Annotated in this window: 11 protein-coding genes and 1 pseudogene; 6 read left to right on the top strand and 6 right to left on the bottom strand. The window is 67.4% G+C overall.

Features of this window, described 5'->3' with window-relative positions; genetic code table 11:
- Positions 1-42: 42 nt before the first annotated feature.
- Positions 43-345, bottom strand: a complete 303-nt coding sequence (locus ACFE65_RS04705; RefSeq protein ID WP_375381187.1) for a hypothetical protein — start codon at positions 343-345, stop codon at positions 43-45.
- Between the two features lie 172 nt (positions 346-517).
- Positions 518-1,579: an NAD(P)-dependent alcohol dehydrogenase gene (locus ACFE65_RS04700; protein ID WP_375381186.1), complete on the bottom strand. Its 1,062-nt coding sequence runs from the start codon at positions 1,577-1,579 to the stop codon at positions 518-520.
- Positions 1,580-1,995: 416 nt separating this feature from the next.
- Between ACFE65_RS04700 and ACFE65_RS04695 the strand changes: the two are divergent.
- Positions 1,996-2,469, top strand: a pseudogene (locus ACFE65_RS04695) (DUF5946 family protein); the annotation flags it as partial.
- A gap of 151 nt (positions 2,470-2,620) precedes the next feature.
- On the top strand, positions 2,621-3,148 hold the full coding sequence (locus tag ACFE65_RS04690) for an AAA family ATPase (protein ID WP_375381185.1): 528 nt from the start codon (positions 2,621-2,623) through the stop codon (positions 3,146-3,148).
- A gap of 378 nt (positions 3,149-3,526) precedes the next feature.
- Here the strand turns inward: ACFE65_RS04690 and ychF are convergent, their stop codons facing one another.
- Positions 3,527-4,627: a redox-regulated ATPase YchF gene (ychF, locus tag ACFE65_RS04685; RefSeq protein ID WP_375381184.1), complete on the bottom strand. Its 1,101-nt coding sequence runs from the start codon at positions 4,625-4,627 to the stop codon at positions 3,527-3,529.
- Between the two features lie 228 nt (positions 4,628-4,855).
- On the opposite strand from ychF, the gene ACFE65_RS04680 reads away from it, so the two are divergent.
- A complete protein-coding gene (locus ACFE65_RS04680) occupies positions 4,856-5,548 on the top strand; it encodes a hypothetical protein (RefSeq protein ID WP_375381183.1) in 693 nt (230 codons plus the stop codon).
- Positions 5,549-5,623: 75 nt separating this feature from the next.
- Positions 5,624-6,559 carry an oxygenase MpaB family protein gene (locus ACFE65_RS04675; RefSeq protein WP_375381182.1) on the top strand — a complete coding sequence of 312 codons (936 nt, stop codon included), beginning with the start codon at positions 5,624-5,626 and terminating at the stop codon, positions 6,557-6,559.
- Here the strand turns inward: ACFE65_RS04675 and pth are convergent.
- The 3 genes from pth to ACFE65_RS04660 all read right to left on the bottom strand — a co-directional run bounded on the left by pth (position 6,525) and on the right by ACFE65_RS04660 (position 8,902).
- Positions 6,525-7,094, bottom strand: a complete 570-nt coding sequence (gene pth / locus ACFE65_RS04670; protein ID WP_375381181.1) for an aminoacyl-tRNA hydrolase — start codon at positions 7,092-7,094, stop codon at positions 6,525-6,527. The genes ACFE65_RS04675 and pth overlap by 35 nt on opposite strands.
- 75 nt (positions 7,095-7,169) lie before the next feature.
- Positions 7,170-7,811: a 50S ribosomal protein L25/general stress protein Ctc gene (locus tag ACFE65_RS04665; RefSeq protein WP_375381180.1), complete on the bottom strand. Its 642-nt coding sequence runs from the start codon at positions 7,809-7,811 to the stop codon at positions 7,170-7,172.
- Between the two features lie 197 nt (positions 7,812-8,008).
- Complete coding sequence (locus ACFE65_RS04660; RefSeq protein WP_375381179.1) at positions 8,009-8,902, bottom strand: TraB/GumN family protein; 894 nt, start codon at positions 8,900-8,902, stop codon at positions 8,009-8,011.
- 134 nt (positions 8,903-9,036) lie between these two features.
- On the opposite strand from ACFE65_RS04660, the gene ACFE65_RS04655 reads away from it, so the two are divergent.
- Together ACFE65_RS04655 and glyS are read left to right on the top strand one after the other, a co-directional pair.
- On the top strand, positions 9,037-9,891 hold the full coding sequence (locus tag ACFE65_RS04655; protein WP_375381178.1) for a glycine--tRNA ligase subunit alpha: 855 nt from the start codon (positions 9,037-9,039) through the stop codon (positions 9,889-9,891).
- Between the two features lie 157 nt (positions 9,892-10,048).
- Positions 10,049-12,499: a glycine--tRNA ligase subunit beta gene (gene glyS / locus ACFE65_RS04650; RefSeq protein ID WP_375381177.1), complete on the top strand. Its 2,451-nt coding sequence runs from the start codon at positions 10,049-10,051 to the stop codon at positions 12,497-12,499.
- The last annotated feature ends 23 nt before the right edge of the window (positions 12,500-12,522 follow it).

The raw sequence follows: 12,522 nt of genomic DNA, 5'->3' as shown, positions 1-12,522 counted from the left end.
TCGGATCGGGGACGGACGCGGCGGCGCTTGGGCCGCCGGCGATCACCCGATCCGGGGTGGCGGCAGCGCAGGCGGGCCGGCGGTGCTCAGATCAAGCCGTGCCGGCATCGGTCGCGGCGGCCGCGTCCGGGCAGGCGCGACGGGCCGGCGCGCGGCGAGGAGGTCCGGCAGCGGCGTGCAGCCGATGCAGCGATGCTCGGCGGGTGCCGGATGGCCGTGATGGGGCGCCATGCCGGGCATCGCCGCCGCCATCACCGACGTGGACTCATGGCACGCCGCGCCCGCGGCCATGCCGGGGATCGCGCCCAAGGCGAGCATCAGAACGAGGAGGAGCCGCGCGATCACCCTTGCACGTGTACGCCCCTCGGGAAATGGGCACAACGCCCGACCCGCCGTCATCCCCGCGAAAGCGGGGACCCATCGCGCGATCGGCATCGTCACCGCAGGAGATGGGCTCCCGCTTCCGCAGGCGTAACGATTGGCGTCATACGGTCGTCGCTTATGTGAACGTGGAGCATCAGCCCGCCACCGTCGCCATGTCGATGACGAAGCGATACTTCACGTCGCTCTTCACCATCCGGTCGTAGGCGGTGTCGATCTCGTCGATCCGGATCATCTCGACGTCGGCGACGAGGTCGTGCTCGCTGCAGAAATCGAGCATCTCCTGCGTCTCGGCGATGCCGCCGATCAGCGAGCCGGCGATCGCCCGGCGCTTGAAGATCAGCGCGCCGACCGTCGGGCTGGGATGCGGATGCTCGGGAACGCCGACCAAAGTCAGCGTCCCGTCCCGCTTCAGCAGCGCGACGAACGGATCGAGGTCATGCGACGCCGCGACCGTGTCCAGGATGAAGTCGAAGCTGTTGGCATGGGTCGCCAGCGCGTCGGCATCCTTGGACACGATCAGGTCCTTGGCGCCGAGCCGCTTGGCATCATCGCGCTTGCCCGGCGAGGTGCTGAACACATACACCTCCGCGCCCATCGCGGCGGCGATCTTGACGCCCATGTGGCCGAGGCCGCCCAGCCCGACGATGCCGACCTTGCTGCCCGGCCCGACCTTCCAGTGGCGCAGCGGAGAATAGGTGGTGATGCCGGCGCACAGCAGCGGCGCGACCGCCGGCAGCGCTCCCTCCTCGTGGCTGATCTTCAGCACGAAACCCTGATCGACGACGATATGGTCGCTGTAGCCGCCGAACGTGTGCCCGCCGCTTTCCTTGTCCGGGCCGTTGTAGGTGCCGACGAAGCCGGTCGTCTCGCAGAACTGCTCCTCGCCGTCGGTGCACGATGGGCAGTGACCGCAACTGTCGACCATGCAGCCGACGCCCGCGAGATCGCCGACCTTGAAGGTCGTCACGTCGCTGCCGACCGCGCTCACGCGGCCGACGATCTCGTGGCCGGGAACGCAGGGGTAGATCGTCCCGCCCCACTCGCCACGCGCGGTGTGCAGGTCCGAATGGCAGACGCCGCAGAACAGGATGTCGATCGCGACGTCGCCCGGCAACGGATCCCGCCGCTCGAACGAGAAAGGGGCGAGCGGCGTGGTGGCCGCATGGGCGGCGTAGCCGTGGGTCTGGGTCGGCATGGAGTATTCCTCGGATCGGGTGCTGAGCTTCAAGGAAGCGAGGGGAGAACGGTCGGGAGCGCCGGACTATCCCGCCTGCCGCGGATTTCGGTGCGGCGGGTCGGTCGGGCCTGTGGGTGGCATGTCGCCGGGGCACGTCAGCCATCGGCCATTATAGGGCGCTCAGGTTTGCGATACGCGAGCCAGACAGCAGTTATTCTCGACGGGCGATCCTTCCCGTTACCCCATCTCCGAGCGGCAATTCGGGAACGAGCAATCGGGAATAGATTTCGGGAAAGCGGTTGCTCTCGACGGCTGTTGGCGCGATTTGCGTGGCGACTGTCTCGCTATGGGTTCCCAATCGGGAAGCTGATCCCTTGCCACTCTGGCGGGGTTGATTGCGGCGCGCCGTGGCAGAGGATATCCCTGATGTCGTGATGCGGAGAGGTGATGTGGCCACAGACAGCGTTAGCGAAACCTCTTTGCAGAAATGCTTTGGCTGTGGCGGCCTATTTTCTGAAATGTCGGGCACGACACATAAATATATGCTGTCCACCGCAGGTTGCTGGTCCTCATACGGCGATCTGCTGGCACGGGAGTATGAGAACCCGGCGCTTTTTGGAGCCGTCCATAGACTTACCGTTGATGCTTATGCGCTACAGCATCCGGGCGATACCAACGACCGTCGAGCTATCCAGTCGGTGTGGGTGCATTATGCGGCCCTCCAATTAGCTTTCGAGCATAAACGTCCGCTCGCGGATATTCCGCCGGTCATGCAGAAGTTGGCGGGGGGTAGTTTCCCGCCCTTGCCGACGATCCCCGCGAGATTTGCGGTTACTCACGCCGACGTGATCGCTGGTCCACTCGACAACCATTCCGCTTTGGTGGGTGATTGGGCGCGTTGCGCCTATGACGCTTGGAGCGATCTAAATCAGCCGGTCAAGGGGGCTTCTCAATCGGATAGGGCTCTGATCGCACCACGGTCGCGACTTTCCCGATATTGGATCGTTGTGAGAACCTTCGCGCAGACATATTGCGGCGCGCGAGGAGGTATGTCGCGCCATGACGCTGGACGAGCTGGGGAAACGTATCTACATCATGGGGCCGTCGAACAGCGGCAAGTCCACGCTGGCGGAGGCAATAGCGAGGGCGAAGGGTTTGGAGGTCGTTCACCTCGATCAGCTTCACCACCTCCCACATACCGATTGGGTTCCCCGGCCGGCGGACGAGTTCGCTGCGCTTCACGACGAGGCGATCACCGGCGCGCGCTGGGTGATCGAAGGCAACTACTCTCGGCTGCTACCGCAAAGGCTGGAAAAGGCGACTGGGTTCATCCTCCTTGATGTTCCTACGGCAACGAGCCTTTACCGCTATTTCCGGCGCTGCTGGTTCGAGCGCGATCGTCGCGGCGCGCTGGAGGGAGGACGCGATAGTGTGAAGTGGGATATGATCCGTCACATTGCTGCCGCGACGAGGGCCAATCGCAACCGTTACCGGACCATGGTTGAGGGTATCAGCCTGCCGAAGGTGCAGATCAATTCGACCAAAGCAATGGCAGCGTTCTACCGATCGAACGGCTTGAAGCGTTGAGCCACCGCATTCTCGTTTCTCGATCCTTTTCGGGAAAGGTAGCAGCGCTAAAGGTCGGCTATTTGAGCGGCATCGCTAAAAGCTGCCGGACCGCTCCCACCAACGTTCAGCGGTTGGCGGTCAATAAAGCAGCCTCCGGAACCGGCCCGACCGAAACATTCGATAGCCTCGTTCCCATATCTCGGCCCCGAGTCTCGGCTTGCAATGTAGGAAGGCCCGTGAAAGCCTGAACGGGCTCTTTCCCATCGCTACAGCCCTTTGCCCGCCGGGCCCGCTCGCCAGGAGCCGACGCGCAAATGCGTTTTGGTGTTACCTACTGTTACCTACTTTCCGCAACACGGCCCAAACGCGCCTTCTTCGGCAGGTTCAGTTGCCCCCTCACACATTAAACCGGAACAGCATTACGTCGCCGTCGTGGACGACGTACTCCTTGCCCTCCTGGCGCAGCTTGCCCGCGTCGCGCGCGCCCGCCTCGCCGCCAAGCGAGACATAATCGTCATAGGCCGTCGTCTCGGCGCGGATGAAGCCGCGTTCGAAGTCGGAGTGGATCGCGCCGGCGGCCTGCGGTGCCTTCGCGCCCACCGGCACCGTCCACGCGCGCGCCTCCTTCGGCCCCACGGTGAAGAAGGTGATGAGGTGCAGCAGACGATATCCGGCGCGGATCACGCGAGCGAGGCCGGTCTCCTCCAGCCCCAGCTCGGCGAGGAACTCGGCGCGCTCGTCGGCGGGCATGGTCGCGATCTCCGCCTCGATCGCGGCGGAGACGACCACCGCCTCCGCGCCCTCGGCCTTCGCCTTCTCGAACACCCGCGCCGACAGCGCGTTGCCTTGTCCCGCGTCGCCCTCGTCGACGTTGCAGACGTACAGCACCGGCTTGGCGGTGAGGAGCTGCGCCTGCGCGAACACGCGCGCTTCCTCCTCGTCCTTTGGCTTCGTCAGCCGCGCGGGCTTGCCTTCACGCAGCAGGTCGAGCGCCTGCCCCAGCACGGCCGCGCCGATCTTCGCCTCCTTGTCGCCCTGCGTCGCCTTCTTGGCGAGGTTGGGGACACGCTTCTCCAGGCTCTCGAGGTCCGACAGCATCAGCTCGGTCTCGACCGTCTCGGCGTCCGCGACCGGATCGACGCGGCCCTCGACGTGCGTCACGTCGCCGTCCTCGAAACAGCGCAGCACATGGACGATCGCGTCGACCTCGCGGATGTTGCCCAGGAACTGGTTGCCCAGCCCCTCGCCCTTGCTCGCGCCGCGGACTAGCCCGGCGATGTCGACGAAGCCGAGCTGCGTCTCCACGATCTTTGCGGAGTGCGCGATGCCGGCGAGCGCGGACAGCCGCTCGTCCGGCACCGCGACCTGGCCGACGTTGGGCTCGATGGTGCAGAAGGGATAGTTGGCGGCCTGCGCGGCGGCCGTCTCGGTCAAGGCATTGAAGAGCGTCGACTTGCCGACATTGGGCAGGCCGACGATGCCGCAGCGGAAACCCATGCGTGTCTCGTCTGATAAAAGAAGGTGATGCGACGCCTTTAAGGTGTCAGGCGGCGCTACGCCAGCATGGAGCCTGGCCGAACGTCACGCCTCCACACACGTGTTTTCCATTTATTTGCAACCCTTGCAAAAAAGTTCCGATGGTTGCTGCGGCTTTTACGAAGCGGTGCCGTCATCGTATCGGGCAGGGTGTTGGCTGCCGGTTCCTCTTTCGTGATGGAATTGACGATGCGGCGACTGGTCGGATGTTCGATGATGGCGATGGCAGCGGTAGCGGCGACGGGGATCGCTCAGCCCGCCTTCGCTTCGGATCTGTCGGTCGGCATCGTCGACCTTGCCAGCGTCGTGCCGGCATCCGCCGGCACCAGCGGCACGATGACCCGTCCGGGCACCGACCTATCGAAGTTCGGCATCGCCACGATCGGCACTCCCGCAGCCCAGGCCGACTACCGCCTCCATCCGCTGATCGCGACCTTGCCCGCCCAGCCGGGCTCTATGCTCGACAGCCAGACGGCCCGTCTGCGTCGCGGCTTCGGCGGCGCGATGGCCGATTTCTACCCGCTCGGCATCGACGGCTTCCACGTCTCGGGCGGCAGCCGGTTCTACAGCCACGGCCCGGCGCGCGCCGGCGTGGTCGATCCTCGCGGCCTCGTCGACATGCGCTACGTCACGCTGCTGTACTCGCCGCGCGCGATGCTGGCCCGTGCCAGCCGCCGCATGGCGCCCGCGCTGACATTGGGCTACACCAAGCTGATCCAGGGCGGGATGTCTCTGGGTGTCGAAGGCGGCGCGATGCTCGGCAAGTTCGACACCCTGGCCGGATCGCTCGCGCACGCGCCGCGGCTGCGCGGCGACAGCCTGAGCGACGGCGCGAGCCGGCTCAGCCAGGTCGCGCGGATGACCTTCGGCTATCATTTCTAGGAATTAATCTCCCCCGCGGCTGGCGTTCCCGGCGGCCTGAGCGGGACCGTCGGACACTCCGAGCGTTCGGGTCACGTGTACTGGACCCTCCCTGCATCGCTCGATCGCGCGCTCGCCGAGTTGGCGCCGTCGGGGGTCGACGTCAGCGGGCCGTTCGGCGAGCAGGGACTGGCTGGGCCGGACTCGGTGTCCTGGCGCATCTTCCGCAACCCAATCAGCATGTACGTCGGCGGGGTCGCGGGCGTGCTTCTCGAGCTGGGTGAGCCGCGGGTACGCCACGGCGTGTGGGACCATTCGAGCTTCCGCCGCGATCCCGCTCGCCGTCTGCGCCGCACCGGCGCGGCCGCGATGGTGACGGTGTACGGCGCGCGATCGAGCTTCGAGGCGCTGGCGGCCAGGGTCGCCAAGATGCACGAGCAGGTGAGGGGCACGACGCCGGCGGGCAAGCTCTATGCGGCCGGCGATCCCGAGCTGCTGCGCTGGGTGCAGGCGACGGCGGCCTGGACGTTCCTCGAGGCATATCGCCGCTGGGTGCGGCCGGTCGATGCGGCCGCGGCGGATCGTTATTTCGCCGAGGGCGCGCCGGGGGCGGCGCTGTACGGCGTGATCGATCCGCCACTCAGCCTGCGCGACTGGCAGGCGCTGGCCGACGCCACCGCGCCGCGACTGGAGCCCTCGTCGATCCTCCACGAACTGCTGGCGATCCTGCGCACCGCCGCGATCCTGCCGGGGCCGCTCCGATCGCTGCAGCCCGCGCTGGCGGCCGCGGCGGTGGAACTCCTCCCAGCCGATCTGCGCCACCGCCTCGGACTGGATCGCGAACGCCGTCCGACCTTGCCGGAGCGGGCGGCGCTTCGCCTGCTCGCCGCCGTGGCGGAGCGCACGCACATCCCCTCCGCGCCGTACGCCCAGGCATCGCGGCGGCTGGGGCTGGCAGGTGACCATCTGCTCCGGCACCAGGATGAGCGCGCCGCCTTCAGTCCCGCAGGCGCAGCGCCACCTCGTTCATGAAGCGCACGTCGTCACCCGCCGCCAGCCAGCCCGCCTCCGCCGCCACCGCGCCGAGCAGGTCGCTCAACGGCTCCATCTCCGTCTTGGCGAAGGGGCCGAGCACATGGCCGGTTACCCGGTCCTTGTGTCCGGGATGACCGATCCCGAGCCGGACGCGGCGGAACTCGGGTCCCAGATGCTGGTCGATCGAGCGTAGCCCGTTGTGACCCGCGAGGCCGCCCCCCACCCGCGCCTTCATCCTGAACGGCGCGAGGTCGAGCTCGTCGTGGAACACGGTCAGCGCCTCGACCCCGAGCTTGTAGAAGCGCAGCGCCTCGGCGACCGAGCGACCGCTTTCGTTCATGAACGTCGCCGGCTTCAGCAGCAGCACGCGGTCGGTGCCGATCCGCCCCTCCTGCGTCCAGCCCTGGAACTGCTTCTTCACCGCGCCGAAGTCGTGGGTGGCGGCGATCGCGTCCACGCCCATGAAGCCGATATTGTGCCGGTGCATCGCATATTGCGGCCCGGGATTGCCCAGCCCCACCCACAGCTGCATCGCCCTATCCTCAACGAGAAAGGGCGGAAGAGCGTCGCCGCTCTCCCGCCCCCGATATCGTACCGTAGAAGGCGATCAGCCGGCGTCGCCGGGCATGACCCCGGCATCCTTGGCGGCGAGCTCGGCGCCCGGCGTCTCGGCGTCCGCACCCTCGGAGCGCATCGCCGACGGGGCGACGATCGTCGCGATGGTGAAATCGCGGTCCTCGATCGCGGACGTCGCGCCGCTCGGCAGCGAGACCTCGCTGATGTGGATCGTGTCGCCGATCTCCTTGCCCGCGAGCGAAATGGATATCTCGCTGGGGATTTCGGCCGCGTCGACGACGAGTTCCAGCTCGTGGCGCACGATGTTGAGCACCGCGCCTGCCTCCAGGCCCGGCGACTGCTCCTCGTCGGTGAACACGACGGGCACCGAGACATGGACGCTGGCATGTTCGTCGATGCGCAGGAAGTCGACGTGCAGCGGCCGATCGGTGACCGGGTGGAACGCGACGTCCTTGGGCAGCGTGCGCGTGCCGGCGACGACGATCACCGAGTTCATGAAGTGCCCGGTGCCCAGCGCGCGGACGAGCGCCTTTTCCTCGAGATGGATCGAGGCCGGGGCCTGGTTGAGGCCGTAGATCACGGCGGGGACGCGGCCTGTCCGACGAAGCGCGCGGGAGGCTCCCTTGCCCACCCGCTCGCGCGTCTCGGCCGCGAGCGTCAGCTGATCGCTCATTGCGGTATTCCTTTAGACGTTGGTATGTTTCCGCCCACGCCTCCAGGGATGACCATGGCCGGAAGTGGGCGCGGGTAGCGGAAAAATGGCGGACACGCAATTATCGTAGCGACCGTCATCCCGGCCTTGAGCCGGGCTCCCGCTTGTCTCTTGCTGCGATAGAAGCGGGACCCCGGGTCAGGCCCGGGGTGACGACGTCAGTATTTCACCCGCTCCGCCCGGATGCCGAGCTTTGCCAGTTGCCGCTGGACGCTCTGCGGCCCCGCCAGATGCCCCGCGCCGACCGCGATGAACACCGTACCCGGAGTCGCCAGCCGGTTCTGGATCCACCCGGCCCAGCGTTTGTTGCGGTCGACCAGCAGCACCTTGGCGACTTCGGGCGAGTCCTTCAGGCTGTCGTTCATCTCGCGGGCCAGGGCATCGGGCTCGCCCTTCGCCCATTCGTCGACCATCGTCGCCATCTGCGGGCCGACCTTGGGCAGCTCGTCCAGCGTCGAGTCGAGGAAGCTGATCTGCGCCTTGTCCGACAGCGCGCCGAAATAGCCGATCTGCTGTTCGGCCGTCTCCAGCCCGATCACCGGCTTGTTCTGCGCCTTCGCCTCCGCGGTGATGATCGACTCGGGGCCGTTGGCGGGATCGTAGCCGAGCTTCATCAGCGGCAGGATCGACAGGTTGGTCGCCGCGAACCAAGGCTTCACCCGGTCGAACGTGCCCGCGGGCAGGCCGAGGCTGGTGACAGCATCGACGAACTGCTTGCGGCGGGCAAGCGGCAGGCGATCGGTCAGCGTCGGGCCCGTCGGCTTGGTGGCGCTGGCGGCGACGATCGCCTGCATCTTCGCAGGGTCGGGCAGCACCAGCTCGAGCACGACCTGATCCGACTTGTCGAACGCGTGGCGCACCGCCTCGTCGAACCAAGTGAGGCCGGGCTTCAGCACATGGATCGTGCCGAACAGATAGACGGTGGTCGTCGGGCTCCTGACCACCCACAGCGCGGGATCGGCGTCCTGGAGCTTGGGCGCGGGCGACGTCTGCGCGCAGGCCGGTGCGGCGGTGAGGAGGAACAGGGGAGCGAGGCGACGCAGCAGGGACACAGGGGCAGGGCCTTTCGCGGGACGGACGCGCCCGTCTAGGCGACGGTGCGACTGGGCGCCACTTGCTTGATTAGGCGACGGCCATCCGGCAAGGCCCGCGCATGTCTCCCCCCCGGCCGCTTTCCTTTCAGCGCATGATCCTCACGCTCCACGATTACTGGAGCGAGCGGGGCTGCGTCATCCTGCAGCCCTATGACATGGAGATGGGCGCGGGCACGTTCCATCCCGCCACGACGCTGCGCGCGCTGGGGCCGAACCCGTGGAACGCCGCCTTCGTCCAGCCCTGCCGCCGGCCAACCGACGGCCGCTACGGCGAGAACCCCAACCGGCTCGGCGCCTATTACCAATATCAGGTGATCCTGAAGCCCAGCCCGCCCGACCTGCAGGAACTGTACCTCGGCAGCCTCGCGGCGATCGGCGTCGACACGACGCGCCACGATATCCGCTTCGTGGAGGACGATTGGGAGAGCCCCACGCTGGGAGCCTGGGGGCTGGGCTGGGAAGTCTGGTGCGACGGGATGGAGGTGACGCAGTTCACCTATTTCCAGCAGATGGGCGGGTTCGACTGCAAGCCGGTCGCGGGCGAGCTGACCTACGGGCTCGAACGGCTGGCGATGTACATCCAGGACGTCGACAATGTGTACGACCTCGCGTTCAACGATGCGCCAAAAGGGCAAGGAGGTGTCTCTTATGGCGACGTGTTCCTGGAGAACGAGCGCGAGATGAGCCGCTGGAACTTCGAGGTCGCGGACACGGATACGCTGTTCGACGCCTTCCGCAAGGCGGCGGCAGAATGCGAGAACTGTCTGGACGCCAAGTTGCCGATCCCGGCGTACGAACAGGCGATCAAGGCCAGCCACGTCTTCAACACGTTGCAGGCACGCGGCGTGATCTCGGTGGCGGAGCGTCAGGCGTATATCGGCCGGGTCCGCGATCTGGCGAAAGGCGCGTGCGGCGCGTGGATGGAGACGAACGGGTGGGCGTCGTGACCGACGATATCATCCTCCCCGAGCTCCGCTCGGGGAGGGGGACCAGCCGAAGGCTGGTGGAGGGGCAGCCGTCGCAGACGGCGATGTTGTGTCACCGCCCCTCCACCACGCTGTGCGTGGTCCCCCTCCCCCAGCAAGCTGGGGGAGGATCAAGATCATGACCGACTTCCTCCTCGAACTCCGCTCGGAGGAGATCCCGGCGCGGATGCAGGCCCGTGCGCGGGAGGACCTCGCGCGGTTGATCGCCGCCGAGCTGGCGAAGGCCGGCCTCGCCGCGACCGACACGATCACCTACGCCACCCCGCGGCGGCTCGCGCTGATCGCGCGCGGCCTTCCCTACACGACGCCGGCCGTCAGCGAGGAGACCAAGGGCCCGCGCGCGTCCGCGCCGCCGCAGGCGCTCGAAGGCTTCCTGCGCAAGACCGGCCTCGCCCGCGACCAGCTGGTGGAGCGCCACGGCGTGCTGTTCGCGGTCGTCGAGCGGCCCGGCCGTCCCACCGCGGACGTGCTTGCCGAGGCGATCCCGGCCGTGATCCGCGCCTTTCCCTGGCCCAAGTCGATGCGCTGGGGCGCTGCCTCCACCTCGATGGAGAGCCTGCGCTGGGTCCGCCCGCTGCAGGGCATCGCCGCGCTGCTGGGCGAGGAGATCGTGCCGGTCGAGATCGCGGGCATCACCAGCGGCGCGGCGACGCTCGGCCACCGCTTCCACCATCCCGGCCCCATCACGATCGGCTCGGCCGGCGACTATGCCGCGAAGCTGCGCGCCTGCCATGTGATCGTCGACCCGGAGGAGCGCGGGACGCTCATCAGGGAGCGTGCGGGGGAACTCGCCGCCGAAGCCGGGCTGGAGCTGATCCCCGACGAGGGGCTGGTGGCGGAGAACGCCGGGCTGACCGAATGGCCGGTGCCGCTGCTCGGCCGGTTCGACCCGGCGTTCCTCGCCGTGCCGCCCGAGGTGATCCAGCTGACCGCGCGGGTGAACCAGAAGTATTTCGTGTGCCGCGACGCCGGCGGCGCCTTGGCGAACGCGTTCGTCTGCACCGCCAACATTGAGGCGATCGACGGCGGTGCTGCGATCGTCGAGGGCAACCGCAAGGTGCTCGCCGCGCGGCTGTCGGATGCACGGTTCTTCTACGAGACGGACCTCAAGGTGCCGCTGGAGGATCAGGCGACGAAGCTCGACCGGATCGTGTTCCACGAGAAGCTGGGCACGGTGTCGGACAAGGTGGAGCGCGTCGTGAAACTCGCGCGGTGGCTGGTGGAGGAGGGCGTAGTGCAATCCTCCCTGAGCTTGCTCGGGGAGGGGGACCATGCGCAGCATGGTGGAGGGGCCCGCAGCGAAGCGAAGGGTGCGTCCAGCCCCTCCACCACCAGCTTCGCTGGCGGTCCCCCTCCCCGAGACAAGCTCGGGGAGGATCGAGAAGAACTCGCCAACCTCGCCGAACGTGCCGCGCGGCTGTGCAAGGCGGACCTCGTCACCGGCATGGTGGGGGAGTTCCCGGAGCTCCAGGGCGTGATGGGCGGCTATTACGCCGCCGCCCAAGGCGAGGACCCTCGCGTCGCCGCCGCGATCCGCGACCATTACAAGCCGGTCGGCCAAGGCGACGAGGTCCCGACCGCGCCGGTTACGGTGGCGGTTAGCTTGGCGGACAAGCTGGATACCGTACTGTCCTTCTTCCACGAAGAGCTGCTGCCATCAGGATCAAAGGACCCGTTCGCACTGCGGCGTCAGGCTTTAGCGGTTCTCGCTTTGGTTACGGCTAACAGTTTACGACTTCGGTTGGAGCCGCTCCTGATATCCGAGGGCATAACCGGCGCGTTGTACCGGGCCGGGTTCAATTATGGAATAGTACGCGGGCAGTATGAGCAGGCGGCCGAAAGCGCGGGCGAGAAAGCCCGCGGAATGCCAGACGATCCACTCGACGACGAGAAGGTCCGAGCGGATTTCGAAACATTGCGAGAAGGCTTGCTTGCCCGCTCAGAGTCTGTCGCACGGGAAGTGCTTGCCTTTCTCGCCGACCGCCTCAAGGTCCAGCAACGCGAAGCCGGCGTCCGGCATGACCTGATCGACGCGGTGTTTGCGCTAGGCGGCGAGGACGATCTCGTCCGCCTGCTCGCCCGGGTGCGAGCGTTGCAGGCGTTCGTCACGACAGCCGATGGCGTCAACCTGCTCGCCGGGTACAAGCGGGCGGCGAATATCCTGAAGAAGGAGGGGTGGGCTTCTTCCCCTCTCCCTGTGGGAGAGGGGCAAGGCGCGTCAGCGCCGCGGGGTGAGGGCGAGGGTGAGCGGTCGGCCTCGTCACCCTCACCCTCCCGCTCGGCTGCGCCGAGCGGGCCCCTCCCTCTCCCGATGGGAGAGGGGGCAGAAGCCGCCCTCGTCGCCGCGCTCGACGCGGCCGAGCCGGCCGCCGCCGCGGCGATCGCGCGGGAGGATTTCGAGGGCGCGATGACCGCGCTCGCTTCGCTGCGAGCACCGATCGACGCGTTCTTCGAGCAGGTGACGGTCAACGATCCCGATCCCGCCACCCGCGCCGGCCGCCTCGCGCTGCTCGCACGTGTGCGCGACGCGGTGCATGCGGTCGCGGACTTCTCGCGGATCGAGGGCTGACGATGGCGCGGCCCGTTGCGGGA

The organism is uncultured Sphingomonas sp., assembly GCF_964237335.1.
GTDB lineage: Bacteria > Pseudomonadota > Alphaproteobacteria > Sphingomonadales > Sphingomonadaceae > Sphingomonas.
This window is presented reverse-complemented; position numbering and strand designations above follow the sequence as displayed.